The organism is Kitasatospora sp. NPDC058478 (genome assembly GCF_042720345.1).
Classification (GTDB): domain Bacteria; phylum Actinomycetota; class Actinomycetes; order Streptomycetales; family Streptomycetaceae; genus Kitasatospora.
Map to the genome: position 1 here is coordinate 1 of NZ_JBHXML010000069.1, position 24,353 is coordinate 24,353.

Below are 24,353 nucleotides of genomic sequence, written 5' to 3' on the forward strand. Positions count from 1 at the left end.
CGGCCGGGGTGTGGGTGCCCCGGCCGGGCGGCGTGGAATTCCGACCGGCTCCGGTCGGTCGGTGCCCGGGCCTGGGCGCGGGCCCGGATATCGCGCGCCCGGCCGGAATGGTTGAGACTCGCCCGGACAGGGCCTAGCGCTGCGCGACGTCCACGTTCTCCAGGACGCCGACCGCGTCCGGGACCAGAATCGCGGCGGAGTAATAGGCGCTGACCAGGTAGGAAATGACGGCCTTGTCGTCGATTCCCATGAACCGCACCGAAAGGCTCGGCTGGTACTCGTCCGGAATTCCGGTCTGGTGCAGGCCCACGACGCCCTGGTTGTCCTCGCCGACGCGCATCGCCATGATCGAGCTGGTGTGCCCGCCGATGACCGGGATCTTGTTGCACGGGAAGACCGGCACCCCGCGCCAGGCCGTGACGTGCTTGCCCTCGACCTCGACCGTGCCGGGGACGAGGCCGCGCTTGTTGCACTCGCGGCCGAAGGCGGCGATGGCCTTGGGGTGGGCGAGGAACATCTTGGTGCCGCGGCGGCGGCTGAGCAGCTCGTCCATGTCGTCGGGGGTGGGCGGGCCGGAGTGGGTCTGGATCCGCTGGTCGTACGCGGCGTTCTCCAGCAGGCCGAACTCGGGGTTGTTGACGAGCTCGTGCTCCTGGCGCTCGCGCAGCGCCTCGATGGTCAGCCGGAGCTGGTGCTCGGTCTGGTTCATCGGCTGGTTGTAGAGGTCGGCGACGCGGGAGTGCACCTTGAGGATGGTCTGCGCGACGCTCAGCTCGTACTCGCGGGGCTTGAGCTCGTAGTCCACGAAGGCGCCGGGCAGCTCGCACTCGCCCCGGTGCCCGGCGGAGAGGTCGATCGCGGCCTCGCCGTGCTTGTTCTGCGCCTGCTGGAAGCCGTTCAGGTACTCGATGACCTGCAGCTGCAGGGCCTCGGAGCGGTCGTGGAGCTCCTGGAAGGCGGGCCAGGAGAGCGCCATCACGGTGCCGGAGGTGGCGGCCCGGACGGTGTACGGCCAGGTGCCCTCCTCCTGCTGGAGGGCCTCGTCGCCGAGGTGGTCGCCGTCGGCGAGGGTGCCGACCACCGTCTCCTCGCCGTACTTGCCGGTGCCGAGCCGTTCGAGCTTGCCGTGCGCGATGAGGAAGACCTCGTTGATCGCCACGCCGGCGGAGACCAGTACGTCGCCGGCGGCGAACTCCCGCTGCACGAAGCGCCCGGCCAGCTCCGTCAGGACGGCCTCGTCCTGGAAGCCGTGCAGCACCGGCACCTCGGCCAGCGTCGGCGGGACGATCCGCACCTCGGAGCCGGTCTTGACGAAGCTCACCCGACCGCGGCCGACCGAGTGGCGCAGGCGGCGGTTGACCCGGTAGGTACCGCCGGACACCTGCACCCAGGGCAGCGTCTTGAGCAGCCAGCGCGGGCTGATGCCCTGCATCTGCGGCGCGGACTTGGTGGTCGTGGCGAGGTTCCGCGCACCCGCCGTGCTCAGACTCTGCTGCTGCCGGATCTCCGGTTGCGCGCTGGGCGCGGGAACACCGGCATTGGTTTCGGTCGACATAGGGGGAGCCCTTCGCATGCCCGATGAAGTGTCGCCTTGCACATTCATGTTGCAGCTTCATGGTGGGCCCATTCGGGTGCATGCCGCAATCACTCATTCGAGTGGTTCGGGATAACCGAACAAATAGTACGACTGGATCACCCGATCGATATCTGTTCGACTGATTATTCGAACTTATCGGGAATATCGCCTCCCATCTTCCCCCATCGACACCCCCTCCGTCGCCACCCCTTGACACCCGCACGCCCGGCACCCCTCCCGTCCGGGCCCGGGGAGCCGGCCGCTAAGGTGCCACCTCACAGGGCCGCCAGGCCAGTTGACGAGCACGGCCGACCACGAGCCCTGACCCTTCGTCACCCCATGCCCTGGGAGGCAGTCTTGACAGCCCCCGTCCGTGTCTGGCTCAACCGCACCTACGCCGAGAACGTCTTCTTCATCGAACAACTCCGCACCGCCCCTCGCCCGGTGACGGTCCACGCGACCCACGCCGACCCCGACTCCCCGGTGCTCGCCGCCGCCGACCACGGCACCCTGGAACCCGCCGACCTGCCCGCCGACGCCTACGTCGGCTACGCGCTCGACTACTGCGCCCGGCACTCCATAACCGTCTTCCTCCCGCAGCTGCACCAGCTCGCCATCGCCCTCGCCCGGCCGGAGTTCGAGGCGATCGGCACCACCCTGCTCTGCCCGCCGGCCACCGCCATCGCCACCTACACCAGCAAGGCCGACGGCTACCGGGCGATCGCCGCCGCCGGACTGCCCACCCCGCCCTGGTGGCGGGTGCGCACCGCCGACGAACTGCTCGACGCCGTCGGCCGGATCGAGGCCGCCGGGCACACCGCCTGCCTCAAACCCACCACCGGCGCGGGCGGCACGGGCTTCCGGGTGCTCACCCGGGAGCCGTACGGGCCACGGCGGCTTCACGGCTGGGACCACCGGGTCCAGGTCGAGCAGGTGGCCGCCGCCCTGTCCGCCGGACCGGGCGCGGGGGACGAGGGGGACGAGCCCGTCGACCTGCTGGTGATGCCCTACCTGGACGGGCCGGAGGTCTCGGTGGACTGCCTCGCCGACCGGGCCGGCCACCCACTCACCGTGGTAGGCCGCACCAAGGAGGGCCGCCGCCGCGGCTTCACCGCCGACCCGCGGTACCTGGAGCCGGTCCGGCGCCTGGTCGGGGCGAGCCGGATGGCGTACCTGTCCAACATCCAGTTCCGCGAACTGGCCGGGCGACCGGTGGCGATCGACGTCAACACCCGGCCCGCCGCCGGGCTCCACCAGCTGCGGCTGTGCGGCCTCAACCTGCCCTGGGACGCCGTCCGGCTGGCGCTCGGCGAACGGCCGGAACCCACCGGGGTGGATCCGGACGTGCACGGCGTCGAGTACACGCTGGTCTCCGGCATCCAGCCGGTGCGGCCGCGCCGGGCGCCGGCCCCGGTCTCCCTCGTCCGGCAGCGGTAGCCCGGACGCGACGGCGGGCGGCTCGTACGTGGCTCATGCGAGGCTCACACGTGGCTCTTGCGGGGCTCTTGCGGGGCTCGGTGCGACCGCGCCGACGGCAACCCCGGTGCTACAGCGGGCCGTTCCAGTCGAGCGTCGGCTCCAGCACGCCCTCCAGGGTGAGCAGCCAGCGCTTCACGTCGATCCCCACCCGGCCGCCGCCGAAGCCGCCGATCCCGTCCGCCGCCACCACCCGGTGGCAGGGCACCAGCAGGGCGACGGGATTGGCGGCCATCATCTGGCCGACCGTCCGCGCCGCCAGGCCGGGCTCGGCCACGTCCTCGAACACCCCGCTGAGGGAGGCCAGTTCGCCGTAAGTGATGGTCCGGCCGTACGGCACCTCCTGCCAGAGCGTGCGCAGCACGGTGCGGTGCGGGCCGGAGCTCAGGCTCCAGTCGATCGGCAGGCCCAACTCACGGCTGCGGCCCGCCAGATAGGCGCCGATCCGGTCCCGGACGGCGGCGGTCTTCGACGCGTCGGTGCACGGCGGCAGTTCGCCGTCCCGCCCGCCGTACCCGGCCGCCGCCACGCCCAGCGGCGTCACGGCGATGTGCATCGGGCCGCTGGGCAGCGGCGTCTCCACGGTCAGCCAGGACATCGACCAGGACTGCGGCACGCTCGGGCCCCCACCCTCCGCCGGACCGGCCGCCGGCCACTCCGGCGCCCGCGGGGCGCACGACCTCCGCCCGCCCCGCACGCCATCGTACGGCGGGCGGGGCGGCGCGCCTGCGGCGTCGGCGGGCACCGGGGCCGTCGGCTGCGGCGGGCAGCGGGGCCGTCAGCGCCGCCCCTTCAGCTCGGCCGCGAGCGCCCGGGACCAGTGCGACAGCTCGGCGCGGTCCGGCGCCCGGCCCTCGCACAGCAGGGTGAGCTGCGCGTCGTTGATCCGGTTCGGCCCCGGGATCTCCAGCAGGTACGCCAGCTCCGCCAGTACGGTGGCGAGCCGCTCGGCGTCCGTGCGGTCCAGGGTGGCCGCGGACTCGTGGTGGCTGATGGTGAGCGAACCGGGCATGGTCAAACCTCCTCCGTCCACCCCCGCTCCCTCCACGGTACGACCGGTCCGGCCGCGGCGCCCGCCGCGGGCGGCGGGGGTGCGGCGGCCGGACCTGGTCGCGCTCCGGGGCCGGCCGGGTACGGTGCGCGGTGGGCCGCACCGGGGGCCGGGGGTGCGCCCCGGAGCCGTTCGGGGGCGGGTGGTCGACAGATCCTGGAAAGGTCGGACCAGCACGGGTCAGGGCGCGCTTTCCCGGTCGCCGTGGCGCCCGTCCTCGCCGTGCCGGCTCCCTTCCCAGCGGCGGTTCCGAACCGCCGGCACCGCCAACACCACCGTACCGGCCACGAGTTGCCAGACCGCACCGAGCAGCAGCACCTTGTCCACGCCGATCCGGTCCGCCGCCGGTCCGGCCGCCGCCAGCCCGAGCGGCCCCAGCACGAACGCGCCGAGCGCCCCGAAGGAGTTGACCCGGCCGAGCACCTCCGGCGGCACCCAGCTCTGCATCGTCGTGCTGACCAGCGTCCCGCTGACCGCCGAGCCGACCCCCGCCACCAGCGCGCCCGCCACCACCCACGGCAGCGGCGCACCGGCCGCGAGCGCGGCGGAGGGCAGCGCCCAGGCCAGCGTGGCCACGGTGGCCACCGCGAGCGGCCGCTCGGGCCGGCGCCCGAGCATCACCAGCCCGCCCAGCACCGCGCCGACGCCGTACACCCCCATCACCAGGCCCCAGGCCCGGGCGCCGCCGAGGTCCCGCTGCGCGGTGAGCGGGCCGAGCACCAGGAACGGCGCCCAGACCAGCAGGTTGAACAGGCCCATCTGGACGGTGGTGATCCAGAACCACGGCCGGGAGGCGAACTCCGACCAGCCGGCCCGCAGTTCGGCGAGCATCGGTTGCTCGCCGCCGGCCGCGTTCGCCGCGCGGTCGGGCAGCCGGAGCCTGGCCAGGGCGAACGCGCCGACGCCGTACGTCACCGCGTCGGCCAGCAGGACCACCGCCGGTCCCTGCGTCGCCGTCACCAGGCCGGCCGTCGCGGGCCCGGCCACCGTGGCCACCGAACGGGCCAGCCCCAGCAGGGTGTTCGCGTCGGCCAGGAGCTCCTTCCGGCGCACCAGGCCGGGCACGATCGCTCCGAGGGCCGGCAGGAACAGCCCCTCCCCGATCCCCCACACCGCCACCAGCGCGACCATCGCCCAGACCGGCGCCCGCCCGGCCGTCAGCAGCGCGGCGAACACCGCCTGGACGAGCCCGCGCAGGACGTCCGAACCCAGCATCACCCGGCGGCTGCCGAACCGGTCCGCGATCACCCCGCCGGCCAGCAGCACCAGCACCACCGGCAGGATCCGGGCCGCCATCACCCACCCCAGGTCGGTTCCGCCGCCGCCGCCGTCGAGCACCGCGAAGGCCACCGCCACCGGCGCCATCGAGGAGCCGAGGAGAGAGGTCGAGTAGCCGACGAAGAACCACGCGAAATCGCGCTCGCCCAGCACGGCGAGCCGGTCTCCCAGCCGCCGGCGGCGGGCCGGGATCCGTTCCGCATCCACTGCCATGGGCGGCAGTCTGCCCCCGGACGGGAACGGCGTTCAAGGGTTTCCGGGGAAAAGTTGAGTCTTTTGGCCTCAATATTTCGCGCCCCGCCGACCGCCGCAGTAAACGGCCTCGGAAACGGCTGTTCACCTGCGATTTACTGCGCTTCATGGGTAGCCTTCAGGAGTCCGGACCGATTTGATTTACTGCGGAAGAAGCCCCGACATGGCAGAGCTCCCCCCGGTCGAGTACGCCGTCGCCGTCGAGCGCTACCTGGCCGCCTCCGGGCTCGCCGAAGGCTCCCGGCGGATCTACCGGATCGCCCTGAACACCTGGGCCTGGGCCCTCGCCGACCGCCCCACCCCCACCGGCCCCGACCGGCGGCGCGCCCGCCCGCCCGTCCTCCCGCTCGCCCTGCTCGACCACCCGGACGCCGCCCGCCGCCTGCGCACCGCCGCCGACCGCCGCCGCGCCGACACCGACCCGCGCACGCTCAACCGCGAACTCTCCACCCTGCGCGCCGCCGTGGCCTGGTGGCGGGCCCAGCACTGGCTCGACGACGACCCCACCACCGACCTGCACCCCGACCCGCGGCCCGGACCGACCGTCGCTCCCCTGACCCCCGACGACCTGCGCGCCCTCTTCGCCCTCCGCGCGCCCCTGCGCGAACAGTCGCTCTGGCACCTGCTCCACGAGTCCGGCGCCGCCATCGACACCGTCCTCGCCCTCGACACCGACCACCTCGACCTGCCCCGGCACCGCACCCTCCACCGGCCCGGCCGCACCCCCGTCCACTGGCAGAGCGGCACCGCCCGACTGCTCCCCCTCCTCGTCGCCGGCCGCACCACCGGCCCGCTCTTCCTCACCGACCGCCGCGCCCCCGCCGGCACCCCCGCCTCCGACCGCTGCCCCCACACCGGCCGCGCCCGCCTCTCCTACCGCCGCGCCGCCGAACTCCTCACCGCCCACACCGCCCCCTTGACCCCCGGCGCCCACGGCTGGACCCTGCGTCAACTACGCCCCGGTGCAACTCCGCCACTGGATTCCGACGGCCGGGCACGACACCCTGGCACCCCCGATCGAAGGGACCCCGCGTGATCCCCGACAACGAGACCCGGCGGCGCCGGGAGGCCGTCAGCCGACTCGCCACGGAACAGGCGGTACTGATCGAGACCGCGGAGAGCTCCGGCACCGGCTTCCTGGTCGCCCCCGACACCGTGCTGACCTGCGCCCACGTCGTCCGCTCCGACCCGCACCCGGCAGTGACGGTGCACGGGCGCACGCTCCGGGCCGAGGTGGTGGCCCGGGAGCCGCGGCAGGACCCGGACGGCGGCATCTACGCGTACCCGGACCTCGCGGTGCTCCGCCTCCCCGAACCGCTGGACACCGCGGGCGTCTGGCTCGCCGATCAGGTGCCCCCCGGCGGCTCGGACGTGATCGTCCACGGATTCAGCGACGCGACCCTGGACGCCGGCACCCACCGGGACACCCTGTACCTCTCCGTCGTCGGCCGGTCCGGCGAAGCGGGCCACTTCGTCCGGCTCAAGAGCGACCAGGTCGTCCAGGGGTTCAGCGGCAGCCTCGTGCTCGACCCCGCCACCGGACGGGTGTGCGGAGTGCTCAAGACCTCCCGCGACGAGACGGCCGTCCTGGGCGGCTGGATGGTCCCCGTCGACGCGGTGCGGACCTGCTTCCCCGAACTGGCCCGGCGCAACGGACTGGGCCACCGGCCCGGCACGGCCTGGTACGACCTGGCGATGGACCGGGCCGGGCGCCAGGTCCGGCTCTTCGGGGCGTACGGGCACCACCGCCCCCGCCAGACGCCCCGGCCGACCCCCGCCCAGCTGCTGACGCAGGGCGCGATGCCCTTCGTGGACCGCCCGGAACTCGCCGAACTGCGGGCCTGGTGCGCCGACGAGACCCCACTGCTGCTGCGCCTGCTCCACGCGCCCGGCGGCTCCGGCAAGACCAGGCTCGCCGCCGAGCTGTGCCGGCTGATGGCCGAGGACGGCTGGCTCGCGGGCTTCGTGCAGCGCAGCAGCCTCGCGGGACCGGGGTGGCTGGACGAGCTGACCACCGCCCTCGACGACGGTCTGGCGGTCCTCGCCGTCTTCGACTACGCCCAGGCCCGGCTGGAGGACATCCGCACCCTGGTGGACCACGTCTCGCGGTTCGGACCCGAGCAGCCCCGGCTGCGCCTCCTGCTGCTCGCCCGCACGGCCGAGCCCTTCTGGCGGGCGCTGCAGAGCGGCGTCGACGACTGGGCGCTGGCCGACGCCAGCGTCGTGGAACTCCCCAGGACGATCCCCTCCGTCCCTTCCGCTACTTCCGCTACTTCCGCTGCTTCCGCCGGTGACGCCTCGCCCGCCGCGCTGGTCGTCTCGGCCTTCGAGGTCTTCGCCCGACGACTCGGCCACGACCGCCTGCCCGTACCGAGGAGCCTTCCGTCGCGCGCCGGGCGGGAGGACTCGCTGCTAGGCGTGCTGGCACTCGCGCTGGACGCCGTCCTCACCCTCGCCCGGGGAAGCAGCTGGTCCGGGCACGGCGATCCGCTGGAACGGCTCTGCGACCACGAGGTCCGGGTCTGGCACGCGCAGCTCACGGCGTGGCTGCCCGCGGAGCCGGCCCTGGCCGGCGAGGCCGGCCGGCTCCTGGCGGAAGGGCTCCTCCTCGTCCCGGTCCTCGCCCCCGGGCGGCGCTCGGACCGGCTGATCGCCCTGCTGGAACGGGTCCGGGCCGAGGCGTTCCCCCACCAGCCGCCCCTCAACATGAACGTCGTCAACGCCCTCCTGCGCATGCTCTACCCGGCCGAGGACGGCCTGGTCGCCCCCGTCGGCCCGAGCCGGATCGGCGAGATCCTGGTCCGCCGGGTGCTGAGTACGCCGGAGAGTTCGGGACGCTCCGAGGAGTACCTGCTCGCCCTGCTGGACCCGCCGCACCCCGCCTCGCCGCAGGAGCGGATCGCGGCGGCCACCGAGACCGTGGAGATCCTCGCCCGCGCCCGCGGCTGCACCGGGGTGGGGCGGGTCGTGGACCACCCCGCCCACCCGGCCCTGGACGCCGCACTGGCCCGGAGCATCACCGAGCGGCCCGACGCGCTCCTGCCGGCCCTGGCCGTCAACGGCGCCGTACTGCCGCACGCCGAACCGCTGGCGGCCCTCATGCTGCCCGCCGTGCAGGCGTGCGAACCGGACGTCCTCACCGCCGTCGAGAGCCGGCTGCCCGGCTACCCCTCCAGCATGTCGCCGGTGGCGGCGCTGGTCCTGAAGCGCCTGCTGGACCAGCCGGACCCCGAATTCGGCGAGGAGGACCAGCTGCGCAGGCTGCGCCGCCTCATCAGCTACAGCCTCCGGCTCGACGAAACCGCCCCGGGCGTACCCGGTGTGGACGGACTGACCCCGAACGGACTGACCCCGAACGGACTCGGTGCGGACGGACTGGCCCCGGGCGTACTCGCCGCGGACGGACTCACCCCTCGCGTACCCACCCCTCGCGTACTCGCCGCGGACGGCGTCCGCCCCGGCGACGGCGACTCGGCGCTGACCGCCGCCCAGCAGGCCGTCCGCCTCAGCCGGGACCTCGTCCGGCAGACCGGCCGCCACCTCCCCGAGTACGCGAGGGCGCTCCACAACGTGAGCCTCCTGCTGCACCGCGCCCACCGGACCGAACCGGCACTCGAACACGCCAGGTCGGCCGTCGCCCGCTACGAGGAACTCCTCGCCGGGGCGGACGGGGAGGACACCCTGCGCCAGACGTACCTCCTGGACACCGCGACGGCGCTGAGCACCCTGGCCCTGGTGCGGATGGAGGACGGCCAGGTGAGCGCGGCCCTCGACGCGGCCGCGCACGGCGTCGAGCTGTGCGAGGAGGCCGAACCGGGGTCCCGGCAGGACGACACCCTGCTGACCTGCCTCCAACTCCTCGCCCGGTGCGGGCAACTGGCCGGCCGGCCCGTCGAGGCGGTGACGGCCGGCTACCGGGCGCTCGCGCTGCTGCGCGAGCTGGCCGACCAGCAGCCCGGCCGCTACCTGGCCAGGCTCCCGGAGGCGTTGCACCGGCAGGCGATCGGCCTCGTCCGGGCCGGACGGGACGACGAGGCGTACCGCGCGCTGCGGGAGGCCGCACAGCTGCGGGCCGCCCTTCCGCCCGGCGACCGGCAACGGCTCGCCGCACAACGGTCCTCGCTGCGGATGCTGGTCCAACTCTCCTCGGAGATGACCGAGTTCACCGACGAGCGCGCACACTGGGTGGAGCAGCTGGCGACCATGGGCAATCATGGCAGGTGAGGCCGCCGCCACCTGCGGCCCTACGACGGCAGGTAGGAGCATGATGCCCACGGACTCTCAGGACCTCGCCTCGCCCGCACCGATCCGACGCCGCCAGGCCGTCGAGGTCTTCGGGAACCGCTTCGGCCGGCTCTACAACGACGAGGTCGTCGCCCCGGGCGGCACGGCCGGCAACTACCTCCGGTGGCAGTGGTCGCAGACCGGCGTCGTCGTGGTGGCGACCGGCCCCGACGGCATCGCGCTGGTGCCCTCCTACCGCTACCCGGTCGGCGCCGCCTCGCTGGAGTTCCCGCGCGGCGGCTGCGAGCCCGGCGAACCCCCGGAGGAGGCCGCCGCGCGCGAGCTCAGGGAGGAGACCGGCCTCATCGCCTCCACCGTGGAGAGCCTCGGCCTGATCCACGCGGACACCGGCCTGATCGAGAACGGCATCCACGTCTGCCGCGCCACCGTGCTCCCCGGAGGCACCGCCACCGCCCGGCCGGAGGCCATGGAATCGGTGACCGACCCGGTCTGGGTCTCCTCCGACCTGATGGCGCGCTGGCTGCGGCAGGGCCGGATCACCTGCGGCGTCACCCTGGCCGCCTTCGCCCTCCTCCAGGCCCACCCCGACCCGCAGACGGCGGCCGTCAGAGGGTGACCACCCGCTCGAAGGGGTCGAGCTCGCGCAACGGCCGCGGCTGTGCCCGGCGCTGCGGATCCGGGACAGCCGCACCCGGGCCGTTCACCACGTGGAGCGACAGGTCGCGAACGCCGTCGGCCGCCGGGGAGACCACCTCCAGGCCGGCCCCCAGCCGACCGGCGACCGGGTCCTCGTCCAGCCCGAAGCGCATCAGCCGGACCTCGCCCCGCAGGTGCTCCCACGCCAGGCCCCCGACGCGGCGGAAGGTGCGCTCGAACGCCTCCAGCGTCCACGAGCTGAACTCGTCGACCGCCGAACGCAGCACCGCCGTGTCCGGCTGGATCCCCCGGCGCAGCCGCCCCAACTCCGCCACCAGGGCCACCCGGGAGGGCTGCTCGATCGCCTCGAACACCACCTCCACCGGGAGTTGGGACAGCAGCAGGTTGTCGAGCAGCACCGCCGGGAACCCCGCGTACTCGACGAGTCGCCGGCTCCGGAAGACCGGAATGGTGCCCTCGCCGTCGCGCGGGCCGGCCATGCCGACGCCCAGGGCCTGCGGCAGCGCCCGCCGGTAGGACTCACCGGCCCAGTCGTCCACCGACTGGAGCACGAGGACGAGTTCGGCGCTGCCCCCGGGGCGGGCGCTCCGGTAGGCGGCCAGCCAGTCCCGGAGTTGCTTGTAGAGCAGCGGATCCTGCTCGGCGACCCAGGCGCGCGCGGCTTCGAGGGCCTCCCGCGCGCTCCCGGCGAAGTCCCGCTCGGCGGCCTCGATCCGCGCCAGGACACCGGACTTGAACGCGGCGGCGACGGCCGACCCGTCGTACGGCTCCGTGTGCACGGACGACACCTCGGTCAGCCGCTCCACGTAGGGGACGTCGGGCGCGTTCTCCACGCCCTCGGCCCGGTGGCCGTCGCTGATCCGGTGCAGGGTCCCGCCCGCCCGCAGCGCGACCCGCAGCCGGCCGGCCTCCAGGAGAGCTCCGAAGTCCGAGAGCGCCGCCGTCCCCGGGGACCAGCGGACCTTCCGCGCCTCCTCGGCGTCGACGAGCGCCCGGAAGTACCTGTTGTTGAGGCCCTGCGAGTCGCCGATCAGCAGGGTGTCGGCGAAGAGGACGTGCAGCAGGACCCGTGACCGCAGGTCCGAGGCCCGGTCGATCGGCGCCGCCGCGTGCGGCTCCACATCGGAGAGGTAGATGTGTTCGGTACCCGCCGCCCGCTGTCCCATATCCATGGCCTGCCACCCTTCGGCGCCCGATACAGTTCCCCTCGCGAAGAAGAAGGATAGGCCCACGGCCCGGGCCGGCCACCGGTTTTCCGGCAATTCGACCCCGGCAACGGCACCCCTTGGAGGAGAAATGTCGGAGCTTGTCCAAGTAGTGACGCCCGAGGGGACATTCTGGGCCCGCATCGAGGAGCAGCGCGGCCCCAGGGACGTCGCACTGCGCCGCCCCAGCTACCAGCTGGACGACCTGGCGGGCACGCTCCAGACCGTGGTCGGCAACGTGCGATCCGGCCTGCGCGCGGCCGCCCCCGACGAGTTCACGCTCGAATTCGGAATCGAGCTCTCCGTCAAGACGGGAGTCCTCGTGAGCGCGGTGACGGGAGTCGACGGAAAGGCCAGCCTGAAGGTGACGGCGACCTGGCGGAAAAACGGCGAGACCGCCCTTTCCGGCCCGCCGAACGAACCGGAGGAATCCGACGACCCGAACGAATCCACCGAACCGGGTGAATCCGCCGAATCCACACCCGAAACCGGCTGACCAACCGCCACGCACCACCCGACGGCCCGCGGCACGCCCCGGCAACGACGAAGGGCCAGCTCCTCCGGATCACTCCGGTGAGCTGGCCCTTCGGGCGCCGGTCGCATCGCTTCCTACGCGAGCCCCCTGTCGGGTTCGAACCGACGACCCCCGCTTTACAAGAGCGGTGCTCTGGCCAGCTGAGCTAAGGAGGCACGGTGACCGTCCGCGAGGGATCACGGCGGCACCGGGGGCAGTCTACCGGGCCCGGTAGGTGGGGTGGGGGGATATCCGGGGGTTGGCGGGGTGGGGTGGGCGTGATGGAACCGATGCCGAAATCGGGCGGGCTGGGGGCTGACAAGCGGCGGAGGCGCAGGTAGCGTCGCCCGGAGTCGGTTCGTGAGGTGGTTCAGACCACTGGGCGGGCTGACGGAGGCGAACGAACGCCCCTTTACTCGGATCGTCCGGCACGTTCCTGCCGGTGAAGGAGAGAACAATCATGGCTTCTGTCACGTACGAGCAGGCGACCCGCGTCTACCCCGGGGCGGACAAGCCCTCGGTGGACGCGCTGGACCTGGAGATCGCGGATGGCGAGTTCCTCGTGCTGGTCGGCCCCTCGGGCTGCGGCAAGTCGACCAGCCTGCGCATGCTGGCCGGCCTGGAGGACGTCAACAGCGGCTCCATCCGGATCGGTGACCGGGACGTCACGCACCTGCCGCCGAAGGACCGGGACATCGCCATGGTGTTCCAGAACTACGCGCTGTACCCGCACATGACCGTCGCCGAGAACATGGGCTTCGCGCTCAAGATCGCCGGCGTGAACAAGACGGAGATCCGCACCAAGGTCGAGGAGGCCGCGAAGATCCTCGACCTGACGGAGTACCTGGACCGCAAGCCGAAGGCGCTGTCGGGTGGTCAGCGGCAGCGTGTCGCGATGGGCCGCGCGATCGTGCGCCAGCCGCAGGTCTTCCTGATGGACGAGCCGCTGTCGAACCTGGACGCGAAGCTGCGTGTCTCGACCCGTACCCAGATCGCCGGCCTCCAGCGCCGCCTGGGCATCACGACGGTGTACGTCACCCACGACCAGACCGAGGCGCTCACCATGGGCGACCGGGTCGCGGTGCTCAAGGGCGGCGTGCTCCAGCAGGTCGACACCCCGCGCAACATGTACGACCGGCCCTCCAACCTGTTCGTGGCCGGCTTCATCGGCTCGCCCGCGATGAACCTGGTCGAGGTGCCGCTGGTGGACGGCGGCGTGAAGTTCGGCGGCTCGGTGGTCAACGTCTCGCGCGACGACCTGGCCGGCGCCGGCACCGACAAGTCGGTGACGGTCGGCATCCGCCCGGAGCACTTCGAGATCGTCCCGGCGGGCGGCATCGAGGGTGTCGCGGTGACGGTGAACGTCGTCGAGGAGCTCGGCTCCGACGGCTTCGTGTACGGCACCACCAAGATCGGCGGCGAGGACAAGGAGCTGGTCGTCCGCGTGCACGGCCGGCAGATCCCGGCCCGCGGCGAGACGATCCACGTCGTGCCGATCGCCAACGAGACCCACGTGTTCTCGACCAGCTCGGGTGCCCGCCTGAGCAGCTGAGCACGGCGCGCCCTGCCGGTCGGTCGACCGGCGGGGAAAGCCGGCACGACGGAGCCCGTCGGACCATTCCTGGTCCGGCGGGCTCCGTCCGTACACCCCCACGTCAACACGGTGTGGGGACGAACCCGGACACGGTGTCACTCGATGGTGTCACGGAGGGCGATCCGGCCCGTACCCACCGCTACTCTCCTGAGGGTGAAGCAGCTTGTACGCCGTATCGGCCAGACCGTCGCCCTGACCCTGCCGGTCCTCCTGGTGACCACCGGCACCCTCGCCGTGACCCGGGTGCCATGGGCCCCGCCGACCAACCTCGACCAGCAGGTCGTGGCGGCGTCCAGTGGTGACGGCGCCGGGATCGGGCGTTCCGCCACCGCGGGCACGTCCCCGGACGGGCTCGCCCCGCAGGAGTCGCTGCGGGTGGTGCTGCTGGACGAGCTGCGGGCGAAGAACCCGTCCGCCGCGCTGGACCTGCTGGAGCGCTCGATGCGCGAGCAGCCGTCGCTGACGCCGTACTGCACCTCGCTCGCCGGCGAGCTGGGCAAGGCGGCGGTGCGCAAGTACCAGGGCGACGTCCAGCGGGCCCGGTCCTTCGCCCGCCCGGTCTGCGACGGGTCGTTCGCGGCGGGCATCGCCGGCTGACCCGGCAGCTGACCTGTAGGCCGGCCCGACGGCCGCGGGCCGACGACGCCCGCGGGCTCGGGCTCCCGGCCCCGGTGGGCGTCCTATTGTTCAGGCATGACCGCTGACTCCGGCCCCACCGCCGATCCCGCGTCCCCGCCGACCCACCCGTCCCGGCCGACCACGACGCCCGTCACCCAGGCCGTGATCCTGGCCGGCGGCCAGGGCTCGCGGCTGCGGCCCTACACGGACGACCGCCCGAAGCCGCTGGTCGAGATCCCCGGGACGGGCACGCCGATCCTCGGCCACCAGCTGGCCTGGCTGGCCTCCGAGGGCGTCACCGACGCGGTGGTCTCCTGCGGGCACCTGGCCGCCGTACTGGAGGAGTGGCTCGACAAGGCGGACCTTCCGCTGCGCGTGCGCACGGTGGTCGAGGAGGAGCCGCTCGGGCGCGGCGGCGGCCTCAAGTACGCGGCCAAGGCGCTGCCCCGCCCGGACGAGCCCTGGTACGCCACCAACGGCGACATCTGGACCCGGTTCAGCCTGCGTGACATGGCCGCCTTCCACCACGAGCGGGACGCCGTCGCGACGCTCGCGCTGGCCCGGCCGCGGATCCCGTGGGGGGCGGTGGAGACCGACCAGTTCGGCAACGTGCTGGACTTCATCGAGGCGCCGCCCTCGCCGTTCCTGATCAACGCCGGGCTGTACGTGTTCAGCCCGGAGTTCGCCGAGCTGCTGCCGGATGTGGGCGACCACGAGCGCACCACGTTCCCGCAGCTGGCGCGTAGCAAGCGACTGGCGGGCTACCAGCTGCCGCAGGGCGTGTACTGGCGTGCCATCGACACCGCGAAGGACCTCACCGAGGCGGCCAAGGAGCTCGCCTCCGGGGCCGGCCGCTCACCGCGGTAACCGCCCCCCCCCCGGCGCCCCCGTCTCCCCCGGCGCACGACGATCGGCCGGGTGCTCCCGCCTCGGAGCACCCGGCCGATCGCGTCCGCGGGCCGTCAGGTGGACGTGGGCGCCCCCGGACGGGAGGAGCGGGCGCCGCCGGACAGGTCGGCGAGCGGGCCGCTGCCCAGCACCCCGCCGAGCAGCCCGGGGCTCGCCCCGGAGCTCGGGCTGGGCTTGGACGCCGCCCCCGTTCCGGCGGGGGCCGGGGTGCTGCGCTGGGCGGGCGAGGAACCGGCCGACGGCGCGGCGGCGGACGGCGCGGCGGGGGACGGGGTCGTGCCGGCCCCGGTCTCCGCCTTGGCGGAGTGCCCCTTGCCGCTCGGCGTCGGGCTGCCCGGGCGGGTGGCCGGGGCGGAGGAGGGCGGGGTGGTCGGGCCCGGTGTGGGGGTGGCCGGGCGCGGGGCGGGCGAGGGCGAGGTGGACGAGCCCTGGCCGCCCGGGGTGCCGGTCGGGGCGCCGCCGGGCCAGACCGGCGTGCCGTAGTCGGTGGCCGGACGGGCCGGCGCCTGGTGCGTCCGGGCCCCGGTGCGCACCGCCGCGCCGAGCATCGAGCCGAGCAGCAGGGTCGCCCCGACCACGACCGTGGTGACCACCGTGCCGCGGCGCAGCACCCGGCGGCGCAGCGCGGCGGGCGCGTCGGCGCCGTAGCGCCGCCAGGCCTCCAGGTTGAGCCGCCCGTCCAGGGAGGCGAACGGCGCTCCGGCGATCAGCAGCGGGCTCCAGGCCGCCAGGAAGATCAGGTCGGGGGTGTCGTAGACCGGTACGGCCCGCCAGCTGACGGTGAACAGCAGCGCGGCGGAGAGGAGCATCGCCGCTCCGGCCGCGAGCCGCTGCCAGAGGCCGAGGACGGTCAGCACGCCGACCACGACCTGGGTGAACGACACCACCAGGCCGGCACCGACCGGGTGCGCCATGGCGAAGGCCAGCAGCGGTTCGGCGACCTTCCAGGGGTGCAGCGAGGCGAGCCAGCGCATCATCGAGCCGCGCTCGCCGCCGTCGAAGTAGACCGGGTCGCAGAGCTTGCTGAACCCGGCGTAGACGGACAGCGAGCCGAGGACGGCGCGCAGCGGCAGCAGGACCAGGCCGAGGTCGACCCGGCGGCCGGGGTACCAGGGCGGCTTGCCCTCGGCGGCCGTCGCGGAGACCTCGGGCAGCTCGCCGCTCGGGGTCCAGCCCTGCGGTGCGCCGACCGGGCCGATGCCCGCGTCGGTGGCGGTGCCGGCGCCCTCCCGCGGCTGGCGCGGGACGGTCCGGGCGCCCGAGTAGGACGGGATCACCCGGGTGTCCGACATGCCCGGGCCGCCGCCGTCGGGCCCGGAGCCGGTGAGCCGGACGGCGTCCAGCAGCTGGGTGGCCGCGAGGTCCCCGGGGGGCGCCTGCCCGGTCCAGGTGACGGCGGTGACCCGGCCCTTGCGGCGCGGCGCACCGCCCCCGGCGGCCCCCGCGAGCGCCGGGACGGCGGAGGCGGGCACGACGACCTGCGGGGTGACCAGCGGACGGCGGATCAGGCCCTGGTTGGCGTACGGGTCGCCGAACGCGGCGCCGGTGGACAGCAGTCCGGCCGGGGCCTCGATCAGCGGCGCCACCGGGGCGCCGAGCCGGAGCCGGAAGCTCGCCTGGGTGATGCTGAGGCGCGCGGGGTCGGACGGCACCTTGACCGTGTCAAGGCCGGGGCCCGCGTCTATCCCGGTGCTGCCGCCGCCGAACAGGGGGCGCCGAGGTGTTCTGGTGTCCACGCCCGTCTAACCGGGTGACCACCGCTTAGGACACTCTCCCGAGTGGATGTCCGGCGCATACTTGAAATGATCATGAGAAAAGCGATCGGGCCTGGTCGGGCCCGATCGCTTTTCACTCGGATTGCGGAGAATTCAGAAGTTCCCCTGCGCCCCGCACACCGGCTGTGCTCAGCGCTTGGCGCGCAGTCGCGCGGCCTCGTAGAGCACGATGCCCGCCGCGACACCGGCGTTCAGCGACTCGGTCAGCCCGGACATCGGGATCCGCACCCGCATGTCGCAGGTCTCCGAGACCAGCCGGGACAGGCCCTTGCCCTCGCTGCCCGCGACGATCACCACCGGGCCGGTCAGCAGCTCCAGGTCGCCCAGCTCGGCCTCGCCGTCGGCGGCCAGGCCGACCACCATGAGGCCGGCCTTCTGGTAGGCCTCCAGGGTGCGGGTGAGGTTGGTGGCCCGGGCGACGGGCAGGCGGGCGGCGGCGCCGGAGGAGGTCTTCCAGGCACCGGCGGTCATGCCGGCCGCACGGCGCTCGGGGATGACCACGCCGTGCGCGCCGAAGGCGGCGGCGGAGCGGACCACGGCGCCGAGGTTGCGCGAGTCGGTGACGCCGTCCAGCGCGATGATCAGCGCGTCCTGGCCCGAGTCGGAGGCCTCGACCAGCAGGTCGTCGGGGTGCGCGTACTCGTACGGCGGCACCTGGAGCACGAGGCCCTGGTGGTTGAGCCCGCCGGTCATCTGGTCCAGCTGCGGGCGCGGGGCCTCCATCAGCGGGATGCCGCGGTCGTTGGCGGCCTGGAAGGCGTCGCGGACGCGGTCGTCGGTGTCGACGAACTGCTGGACGTACAGCGCGGTGGCCGGGACGCCGCCCTGAAGGGCCTCGACGACCGAGTTGCGGCCGAAGACGAGCTCGGCGCTGCCCGCACCGCCCCGGCCGCCGCGACCGGCGCCGCCGGCGCGGCGCATGCCGGCGCGGGCCTTGGCGTCCCGCTCGCGCTTGACCGCGGCGTTGGCGGCGCGCTGCTTCGGGTGGCCCTTGCGCTCCGCTCCGGGCGGGGTCGGGCCCTTGCCCTGGAGCGCCTTCCGGCTGTGGCCGCCGGTACCGACAGACGCGCCCTTCTTCGATCCGGGGTTGCGGCGGTTCCTGCGCTGGCTGTTGCCGGCCATGGCTGTACTTCCTGTCTGTCCGGCATGCCCGGCCGCCCCGTTCTGTCCGGCGGCGGCCGACTGCATGCGCTACGTCATGCGGGAGGGCCGCACCGGTCCGGTACGGCCCACCCTCACCCCGATCGTCAGATGGGGTTACTGGCTGTTGATCGTCCAGCGCGGGCCGGACGGGGTGTCCTCGATCACCAGCCCGGCCAGGCCGAGCTGGTCGCGGATGGCGTCCGCGGTGGCGAAGTCCTTGCGCTGACGCGCCGCCTGCCGCTGGTCCAGGACCAGGCGGACCAGCGAGTCGACCACACCGTGCATGCTCTTCATTGTCCCAGGCTCGCCGCGCTCCGCCCCGACCCACTGCGGGTCGAGCGGGTCGAGACCCAGCACTCCGAGCATCGCACGGACCTCGGCCAGACGCGCCACCGCGTTCTCCTTGTCGTCCGCGTTCAGGGCGCTGTTGCCCTGGCGGACGGCGGTGTGCACGACGGCGAGCGCCTGCGGAACGCCCAGGTCGTCGTCCATCGCCTCGGCGAAGGCCGGCGGCACCTCGGGGGCGGCGTCGACCGCCCCGCAGCGCTCGACGGTGCGCTGGATGAAGCCCTCGATCCGGCCGAACCCGGCCTCGGCCTCGCGCAGGGCGTCCTCGCTGTACTCGATCATCGAGCGGTAGTGCGGGGTGCCCAGGTAGTAGCGGAGCACGATCGGACGCCAGCGCTGGACCATCTCGGAGACCAGCACCGAGTTGCCCAGCGACTTGCTCATCTTCTCGCCGGCCATGGTGACCCAGGCGTTGTGCACCCAGAAGCTGGCGAAGGCGTCGCCGTAGGCCTTGGACTGGGCGATCTCGTTCTCGTGGTGCGGGAAGATCAGGTCCAGCCCGCCGCCGTGGATGTCGAAGGCCGGGCCGAGGTACTTGTGGACCATCGCCGAGCACTCCAGGTGCCAGCCCGGCCGGCCGCGGCCCCACGGGGTCTCCCAGCTCGGCTCGCCCGGCTTGGCGGCCTTCCACATCGCGAAGTCGCGCTGGTCCCGCTTGCCGGTCTCGCCCTCGCCCTCGGGCTGGCGCAGGTCGTCGAGCTTCTGGTTGGAGAGCGCGAGGTACTCCGGGTACGACTTCACGTCGAAGTAGACGTTGCCGTCGGCCGCGTAGGCGTGGCCCTTCTCGATGAGCCCCCGCATCATCTCGACCATCTCGGGGATGTGCCCGGTGGCCCGCGGCTCGACGGTCGGCGGCAGGCAACCGAGCGCGGTGTAGCCGTCGTTGAACGCCCGCTCGTTCTCGTAGGCGATCTGCCACCACGGGATGCCGAACTCGCGCTCCTTGGCGATCACCTTGTCGTCGATGTCGGTGACGTTCCGGGCGAAGGTGATCTGGTAGCCGCGGTAGGCGAACCACCGCTGCATGATGTCGAAGTTGAGCCCGGACCGGATGTGCCCGATATGAGGCGCCGACTGGACGGTAGCGCCGCACAGGTAGATCGAGACACAACCCGGTACAAGCGGGACGAAGTCGCGTACCTGGCGGGTGCTGGTGTCGTACAGGCGAATGCTCACAGCGTCAAGCGTAGTGGGCAGGAGGGGGTGCCCCGCGACATTCCCCGGGAATGATATGCAGCACTCCCGGGGAACCACGGGCCGCGCGGGCCGGTCAGATGTTGCCGACCACCTTGCGCGGGCTGAGCCGGACGACCACCCGGACGTCGTCCGGGCCGTCGAACCCGTACTCCTCGCCGCGGTACTTGCGGGACAGTTCGTTGATCAGCTCCCGGCCGCCCTCGGTGGTCATCGTCGCCGAGCCGCGCACCTCGACGTACTCGTACGGGTTCTCCGGCGGGTTGACCACGAGCGAGATGCGCGGGTCCCGCACCAGGTTGAGGTGCTTGCGGCGGCCCTGGACGGTGGAGAACAGGATGTCGTCGCCGTCCCGCGTGACCCAGACGACCGAGGACTGGGGGCTGCCGTCGGGCTGGATCGTGGACACCACGGCAAAGCTCTTGCGGTCGAGCAATTCCTTGGCGGGGCCTGAGAGTTCGACGCCCATCGAGAACCTCTTCTCATCGTCGGCGGTACGGCCCGAGGGGAAGCCCCGCCCGGGCCCGAAACCGCACACTACCGACCGATCCACCGCCACGCCGGGTGAACACTCGTCAGGGCCCGCCCATTCCGGCCCTGCCGACCGCGCCCGGCTCAACGCCGTTCGTACACCAGGGCCGTGGCGATCGCGGCCAGTCCCTCGGCCCGACCGGTCAGGCCCAGGCCGTCCGTGGTGGTGCCGGACACCGACACCGGCGCACCGGCCGCGGCCGACAGCGCGGCCTGCGCCTCGGCCCGCCGCTTGCCGATCTTCGGCCGGACGCCGACCACCTGGACCGCGATGTTGCCGATCTCGAAGCCCTCCGCGCGCACCAGCCGGGCCGCCTCACCGAGCAGCTTCACCCCGGACGCGCCGGCCCACTCCGGCCGGTCGGTGCCGAAGTGCGCGCCCAGGTCGCCGATCCCGGCGGCCGAGAACAGCGCGTCGCAGGCCGCGTGCGCGGCGACGTCGGCGTCCGAGTGCCCGGAGAGCCCGACCCCGGCGTCCGGCCACTCCAGTCCGGCCACCCAGAGCGGGCGGCCGGCCTCGAAGGCGTGCACGTCGGTCCCGATGCCCACGCGCGGCAGCACGGGGGCCCGGTCGGCGGGCGTCAGCGGGTCAGTAGGCATCGGCGGCCCTCCGGCGGGCGAGTACGGCCTCGGCGAGCACGAGGTCCAGTGGACGGGTGACCTTGAACGCCTCCTCGTGGCCGGGCACCACGACGACCTGGCCGCCGTAGCGCTCCACCAGGCCCGCGTCGTCGGTGACCGGCGGCGCGTCGGCGGCGCCCGCGGCCTCCTCGGCCAGCGCCTTGGCGTGCACCCCGACCAGGGTGGCCCGGTCGAAGCCCTGCGGGGTCTGGACCGCGCGCAGGGTGGCCCGGTCGGGCGTGTCGAGCACCGGCTCGGGGCGGCCCGGGTTCGGCTCGACCCGCTTCACCGTGTCGGCCAGCGGCACCGCGGGCACCACCGCCCCGGCCCCGGCCCGGACGGCGGCCGCCACCGCGTCCACCACCTCGACCGGGACGAGCGGGCGGGCCGCGTCGTGCACCAGGACGATCTCCACCTCGGCCGGGATCGCGGCCAGGCCGAGCCGGACCGACTCCTGGCGGGTGGCACCACCGGCGACCACCCGGATGTCCTTGCCGTCCAGCCCGTGGCTGTCCAGCAGGGCGACCACCTCGGCCACCCCGTCGGCGGGCGCGGCGACCACGACCAGGCCGACCGCCCGGCTGCGGGCCAGCGCCCGCACGGCGTGCACCAGGAGCGGCACGCCGCCCAGTTCCCGCAGGGCCTTCGGGGCACCGGGCCCCAGCCGCTCACCGCGTCCGGCGGCGGGCACCACTGCTGCTGCGACTGCTGCTGAGGCGTTCAGGTTTCACTCCTTCGGAGAAGTGGGTATGGCCTTGGCGTGCCCGGCGGGCGCTACGGGCCCCTTCCGAAGAATTACGGTCCAACCGTCCGCCGCACAATCCCGCAGAATCGGTCTTGCAGGACGGGAAACGGTCTTGCCGGGCCTGGACCGGCTCGGGGCGGGGGCGTCGTCCGGACACGCCTCAGCGCCCGAAGTGCCACTGCACCACCCCGGGACGCTTCGTCCTGGGAGCGGCGCGCCGACACCGGGCGCTGTGAGCGGTGGGCGGCAGCCCGACTGCGCTACGAGGCCAGCACCTCGTCGAGCAGCGTCTCCGCCTTGTCCTCGTTGGTGTTCTCCGCCAGCGCGAGCTCGCTGACGAGGATCTGGCGCGCCTTCGCGAGCATCCGCTTCTCGCCGGCCGAGAGGCCGCGCTCGCGCTCACGGCGCCAGAGGTCGCGCACAACCTCGGCGACCTTGATAACGTCGCCAGAGGCGAGCTTCTCCAGGTTCGCCTTGTAGCGACGGGACCAGTTGGTCGGCTCTTCGGTGTACGGTGCGCGCAGCACCTCGAAGACCCGGTCCAGACCCTCCTGGCCGACTACATCGCGCACGCCGACGAACTCCGCGTTCTCAGCGGGCACGCGGAGCGTCAGGTCTCCCTGCTGCACCTTGAGCACCAGGTAGGTCTTGTCCACACCTTTGATCTGGCGAATTTCGATGGCCTCGATCAGCGCGGCCCCGTGATGGGGGTAGACCACCGTGTCGCCAACCTTGAACGTCATGTGACAGGACCCCTTCCGTGGCTTTCCAGAATAACACGCTTTTCAGCGCACCCGAAGGGCGTTTTCGCAGGTCAGGGCCGGTCTCGGGGCTTGACAAGGACCCCCATGACGTGCTGCGACCGGTGTTCGAGGAGGGCTTCCCGCAGGTCGGAGGCGGTTCCAGCGTTCGGCGAAACCTTGCGCAACACCCTGGAAACCATGATTGGATCTTGGGTTTTCACCGTTTATCGGGCCGTATCCACATCGTTATTCGATCTTGGTCGAAGCTTGTCCCGAGAGTGACCCGGACACGCCACAAGTGCGGCCGGACGGCCGCCCCGCGAACCCCGGGAGTGCGACACGGGGACCACCCCGTGAGGAGCGCATAAGTGAGGTCGATAATCTGAGACCTGACCTATCGACACGTTGACTTAGGAGAAGCCGCCGCCGTGAGCCGCAGCCTTCGACGCGGCAGCATCGCCGCCATCGCCGCCATCGCCATCGCCTCGCTGTCGTCCTGCGCCGCCGGCAACACGCCGGACACGCTGCAGGTCAAGCCCGACAACGCGGCGGCAACCCTCGGAACGAACCTTCGGCTGAACAACATCGTGGTCGTCACCGGGGACGAGTCCTCGGGCGAGCACAACGGTCCCGCCAACGTGACCGTCAACATCGCCAACACGGGCAGCACCCCGGCGGAGCTGCAGTCCATCACCGTCGGCAACGGTGCCACCGCCGCGTTCTCCGACGCCGCGGGCGCCCCGCTGTCCACCATCGTCGTCCCGGCCGGCGGCGCCGTGGCGATCGGTGGCAACGGCAACCCGTCCGCCAAGGTCGCCTCGGTCGGCGTCCAGGTCGGCGGCTTCACCCCCACCTCGTTCACCTTCAAGGACGGCCAGAAGGTCGACGCCCAGGCCGGCGTGAGCCCGAACGCGGGCCTCTACAAGGGCTTCGGCCCGACGCCGGCCCCGGCGGCCGCGCCCACCAAGGGCGCCACCGCCGCGACCACCCCGGCCGCCCCGGCCACCACCGGTACGCCCGCACCGTCCGGTTCCGCCACCCCGGGTGCCACCCAGTCCGCCGGCGCCCACTGACGCACCACCCGGCGTCCGGAGGGCCCTCCCGGGCCTGCCGGACACCAACGCGAAGGCCCCCTCCGGCGACTGCCGGCGGGGGCCTTCCGCGTCTGTCCGCGCCCGCGGTTTACGGCTCGAACTTGTAGCCCAGGCCGCGGACCGTGACCAGGTAGCGCGGGGCGCCCGGGTCCGGCTCGATCTTGGCCCGCAGGCGCTTCACGTGGACGTCCAGGGTCTTGGTGTCGCCGACGTAGTCCGCGCCCCAGACCCGGTCGATCAGCTGCATGCGGGTGAGCACCCGGCCCGCGTTGCGCAGCAGCATCTCCAGCAGGTCGAACTCCTTCAGCGGGAGGTCGACCTTGGCGCCGTCCACGGTCACCACGTGCCGGTCGACGTCCATCCGGACCGGGCCGGCCTCCAGGGCACCCGGGCCGCCGCCGTTCTCGCCGGCACCGCCGTCCTCACCGCGGCGGCGCAGCACCGCCCGGATCCGGGCGACCAGCTCACGGGTGGAGTAGGGCTTGGTGACGTAGTCGTCCGCACCTATTTCCAGACCGACCACCTTGTCGATCTCGCTGTCCTTGGCGGTGACCATGATCACCGGCACGTTGGAGCGAACCCGCAGCTGACGGCAGACCTCGGTGCCCGGCAGGCCCGGCAGCATCAGGTCGAGCAGGACGAGGTCGGCGCCGTTGCGCTCGAACTGCTCCAGGGCGTCGGGGCCGGTGGCGGCGACAGCCACCTCGAAGCCTTCCTTGCGGAGCATGTACGAGAGGGCGTCGCTGAACGACTCCTCGTCCTCGACCACCAGTACTCGGGTCAC

General features: G+C 73.2%; 22 protein-coding genes and 1 tRNA gene. 9 read left to right on the forward strand and 14 right to left on the reverse strand.

Translation table 11 applies throughout. The features are described 5' to 3' along the window. Positions 1–133 precede the first annotated feature (133 nt). Positions 134–1,555 (reverse strand): family 2B encapsulin nanocompartment shell protein, encoded by a 1,422-nt coding sequence (locus ACFWPT_RS31470; protein ID WP_380485930.1) that lies wholly within the window; start codon positions 1,553–1,555, stop codon positions 134–136. Between the two features lie 378 nt (positions 1,556–1,933). Here ACFWPT_RS31470 and ACFWPT_RS31475 point away from each other — a divergent pair, with 378 nt between their 5' ends. Further along, a complete protein-coding gene (locus ACFWPT_RS31475; RefSeq protein WP_380485933.1) occupies positions 1,934–3,013 on the forward strand; it encodes an ATP-grasp domain-containing protein in 1,080 nt (359 codons plus the stop codon). A gap of 109 nt (positions 3,014–3,122) precedes the next feature. On the opposite strand, the gene ACFWPT_RS31480 is transcribed toward ACFWPT_RS31475, so the two are convergent. From ACFWPT_RS31480 to ACFWPT_RS31490, 3 genes are all read right to left on the reverse strand, one after another. Further along, positions 3,123–3,668, reverse strand: a complete 546-nt coding sequence (locus ACFWPT_RS31480) for a methylated-DNA--[protein]-cysteine S-methyltransferase (RefSeq protein WP_380380084.1) — start codon at positions 3,666–3,668, stop codon at positions 3,123–3,125. Positions 3,669–3,830: 162 nt separating this feature from the next. Beyond that, positions 3,831–4,064: a hypothetical protein gene (locus ACFWPT_RS31485; RefSeq protein WP_063348809.1), complete on the reverse strand. Its 234-nt coding sequence runs from the start codon at positions 4,062–4,064 to the stop codon at positions 3,831–3,833. A gap of 219 nt (positions 4,065–4,283) precedes the next feature. Continuing rightward, positions 4,284–5,594, reverse strand: a complete 1,311-nt coding sequence (locus tag ACFWPT_RS31490; RefSeq protein ID WP_380380087.1) for an MFS transporter — start codon at positions 5,592–5,594, stop codon at positions 4,284–4,286. Positions 5,595–5,796: 202 nt separating this feature from the next. Here ACFWPT_RS31490 and ACFWPT_RS31495 point away from each other — a divergent pair, with 202 nt between their 5' ends. Genes ACFWPT_RS31495 through ACFWPT_RS31505 form a run of 3 tightly spaced genes read left to right on the forward strand, consistent with a single transcriptional unit; the run spans position 5,797 to position 10,494 of the window. Further along, positions 5,797–6,669, forward strand: a complete 873-nt coding sequence (locus ACFWPT_RS31495) for a hypothetical protein (RefSeq protein WP_380485935.1) — start codon at positions 5,797–5,799, stop codon at positions 6,667–6,669. Further along, a complete protein-coding gene (locus ACFWPT_RS31500; RefSeq protein ID WP_380485937.1) occupies positions 6,666–9,857 on the forward strand; it encodes a trypsin-like peptidase domain-containing protein in 3,192 nt (1,063 codons plus the stop codon). Before ACFWPT_RS31495 ends, ACFWPT_RS31500 begins: the two co-directional genes overlap by 4 nt. A 43-nt stretch (positions 9,858–9,900) precedes the next feature. Next, entirely contained in the window at positions 9,901–10,494 is a 594-nt protein-coding gene (locus ACFWPT_RS31505) for an NUDIX hydrolase (protein WP_380485939.1), read from the forward strand. On the opposite strand, the gene ACFWPT_RS31510 is transcribed toward ACFWPT_RS31505, so the two are convergent. Then, positions 10,484–11,707 carry a hypothetical protein gene (locus ACFWPT_RS31510; RefSeq protein WP_380485941.1) on the reverse strand — a complete coding sequence of 408 codons (1,224 nt, stop codon included), beginning with the start codon at positions 11,705–11,707 and terminating at the stop codon, positions 10,484–10,486. The two genes, ACFWPT_RS31505 and ACFWPT_RS31510, sit on opposite strands and share 11 nt — an antisense overlap. A gap of 124 nt (positions 11,708–11,831) precedes the next feature. Between ACFWPT_RS31510 and ACFWPT_RS31515 the strand changes: the two genes are divergently transcribed. After that, entirely contained in the window at positions 11,832–12,236 is a 405-nt protein-coding gene (locus ACFWPT_RS31515; protein WP_380485943.1) for a CU044_2847 family protein, read from the forward strand. Between the two features lie 120 nt (positions 12,237–12,356). Here the strand turns inward: ACFWPT_RS31515 and ACFWPT_RS31520 are convergent. Continuing rightward, positions 12,357–12,430, reverse strand: a tRNA-Thr gene (locus ACFWPT_RS31520). A 284-nt stretch (positions 12,431–12,714) separates the two neighbouring features. Between ACFWPT_RS31520 and ACFWPT_RS31525 the strand changes: the two genes are divergently transcribed. The 3 genes from ACFWPT_RS31525 (at position 12,715) to ACFWPT_RS31535 (ending at position 15,333) form a co-directional block, all read left to right on the forward strand. After that, a complete protein-coding gene (locus ACFWPT_RS31525) occupies positions 12,715–13,806 on the forward strand; it encodes an ABC transporter ATP-binding protein (RefSeq protein ID WP_063348802.1) in 1,092 nt (363 codons plus the stop codon). A gap of 195 nt (positions 13,807–14,001) precedes the next feature. Next, a complete protein-coding gene (locus ACFWPT_RS31530; protein ID WP_363375150.1) occupies positions 14,002–14,445 on the forward strand; it encodes a hypothetical protein in 444 nt (147 codons plus the stop codon). 96 nt (positions 14,446–14,541) lie between these two features. Further along, a complete protein-coding gene (locus tag ACFWPT_RS31535) occupies positions 14,542–15,333 on the forward strand; it encodes a nucleotidyltransferase family protein (protein WP_363375148.1) in 792 nt (263 codons plus the stop codon). 95 nt (positions 15,334–15,428) lie between these two features. Here the strand turns inward: ACFWPT_RS31535 and ACFWPT_RS31540 are convergent, their stop codons facing one another. From ACFWPT_RS31540 to ACFWPT_RS31570, 7 genes are all read right to left on the reverse strand, one after another. Continuing rightward, the gene (locus ACFWPT_RS31540) at positions 15,429–17,027 is read right to left on the reverse strand and encodes a DoxX family membrane protein (protein WP_380485946.1); all 1,599 of its coding nucleotides are present in this window, start codon (positions 17,025–17,027) and stop codon (positions 15,429–15,431) included. Between the two features lie 252 nt (positions 17,028–17,279). Continuing rightward, positions 17,280–18,272: a 23S rRNA (guanosine(2251)-2'-O)-methyltransferase RlmB gene (gene rlmB, locus ACFWPT_RS31545; RefSeq protein ID WP_063348798.1), complete on the reverse strand. Its 993-nt coding sequence runs from the start codon at positions 18,270–18,272 to the stop codon at positions 17,280–17,282. A 135-nt stretch (positions 18,273–18,407) separates the two neighbouring features. Beyond that, positions 18,408–19,817: a cysteine--tRNA ligase gene (gene cysS / locus ACFWPT_RS31550; RefSeq protein WP_380378032.1), complete on the reverse strand. Its 1,410-nt coding sequence runs from the start codon at positions 19,815–19,817 to the stop codon at positions 18,408–18,410. A 94-nt stretch (positions 19,818–19,911) separates the two neighbouring features. Then, the gene (locus tag ACFWPT_RS31555) at positions 19,912–20,304 is read right to left on the reverse strand and encodes a PPOX class F420-dependent oxidoreductase (RefSeq protein ID WP_063348796.1); all 393 of its coding nucleotides are present in this window, start codon (positions 20,302–20,304) and stop codon (positions 19,912–19,914) included. Between the two features lie 146 nt (positions 20,305–20,450). After that, the gene (gene ispF, locus ACFWPT_RS31560) at positions 20,451–20,966 is read right to left on the reverse strand and encodes a 2-C-methyl-D-erythritol 2,4-cyclodiphosphate synthase (protein ID WP_380485949.1); all 516 of its coding nucleotides are present in this window, start codon (positions 20,964–20,966) and stop codon (positions 20,451–20,453) included. Further along, on the reverse strand, positions 20,956–21,681 hold the full coding sequence (ispD, locus tag ACFWPT_RS31565; RefSeq protein WP_107452910.1) for a 2-C-methyl-D-erythritol 4-phosphate cytidylyltransferase: 726 nt from the start codon (positions 21,679–21,681) through the stop codon (positions 20,956–20,958). The genes ispF and ispD overlap by 11 nt, the downstream gene beginning before the upstream one ends. Before the next feature lie 311 nt (positions 21,682–21,992). Further along, positions 21,993–22,475, reverse strand: coding sequence for a CarD family transcriptional regulator (locus ACFWPT_RS31570; RefSeq protein WP_030244332.1), 483 nt, complete (start codon positions 22,473–22,475; stop codon positions 21,993–21,995). Positions 22,476–22,903: 428 nt separating this feature from the next. Here ACFWPT_RS31570 and ACFWPT_RS31575 point away from each other — a divergent pair, with 428 nt between their 5' ends. Further along, positions 22,904–23,548, forward strand: coding sequence for a DUF461 domain-containing protein (locus ACFWPT_RS31575; RefSeq protein ID WP_380485951.1), 645 nt, complete (start codon positions 22,904–22,906; stop codon positions 23,546–23,548). Between the two features lie 109 nt (positions 23,549–23,657). Here the strand turns inward: ACFWPT_RS31575 and ACFWPT_RS31580 are convergent, their stop codons facing one another. After that, positions 23,658–24,353, reverse strand: coding sequence for a response regulator transcription factor (locus tag ACFWPT_RS31580; protein WP_030061050.1), 696 nt, complete (start codon positions 24,351–24,353; stop codon positions 23,658–23,660).

What these genes read in the sequence shown, in the direction of transcription:
- ACFWPT_RS31470 (WP_380485930.1), bottom strand. Translation starts at nt 1,555, where the DNA reads ATGTCGACCGAAACCAATGCCGGTGTTCCCGCGCCCAGCGCGCAACCG.
- ACFWPT_RS31485 (WP_063348809.1), bottom strand. Translation starts at nt 4,064, where the DNA reads ATGCCCGGTTCGCTCACCATCAGCCACCACGAGTCCGCGGCCACCCTG.
- ACFWPT_RS31490 (WP_380380087.1), bottom strand. Translation starts at nt 5,594, where the DNA reads ATGGCAGTGGATGCGGAACGGATCCCGGCCCGCCGCCGGCGGCTGGGA.
- ACFWPT_RS31495 (WP_380485935.1), top strand. Translation starts at nt 5,797, where the DNA reads ATGGCAGAGCTCCCCCCGGTCGAGTACGCCGTCGCCGTCGAGCGCTAC.
- ACFWPT_RS31505 (WP_380485939.1), top strand. Translation starts at nt 9,901, where the DNA reads ATGCCCACGGACTCTCAGGACCTCGCCTCGCCCGCACCGATCCGACGC.
- ACFWPT_RS31510 (WP_380485941.1), bottom strand. Translation starts at nt 11,707, where the DNA reads ATGGATATGGGACAGCGGGCGGCGGGTACCGAACACATCTACCTCTCC.
- ACFWPT_RS31515 (WP_380485943.1), top strand. Translation starts at nt 11,832, where the DNA reads ATGTCGGAGCTTGTCCAAGTAGTGACGCCCGAGGGGACATTCTGGGCC.
- ACFWPT_RS31525 (WP_063348802.1), top strand. Translation starts at nt 12,715, where the DNA reads ATGGCTTCTGTCACGTACGAGCAGGCGACCCGCGTCTACCCCGGGGCG.
- ACFWPT_RS31535 (WP_363375148.1), top strand. Translation starts at nt 14,542, where the DNA reads ATGACCGCTGACTCCGGCCCCACCGCCGATCCCGCGTCCCCGCCGACC.
- rlmB (WP_063348798.1), bottom strand. Translation starts at nt 18,272, where the DNA reads ATGGCCGGCAACAGCCAGCGCAGGAACCGCCGCAACCCCGGATCGAAG.
- ACFWPT_RS31555 (WP_063348796.1), bottom strand. Translation starts at nt 20,304, where the DNA reads ATGGGCGTCGAACTCTCAGGCCCCGCCAAGGAATTGCTCGACCGCAAG.
- ispF (WP_380485949.1), bottom strand. Translation starts at nt 20,966, where the DNA reads ATGCCTACTGACCCGCTGACGCCCGCCGACCGGGCCCCCGTGCTGCCG.
- ACFWPT_RS31570 (WP_030244332.1), bottom strand. Translation starts at nt 22,475, where the DNA reads ATGACGTTCAAGGTTGGCGACACGGTGGTCTACCCCCATCACGGGGCC.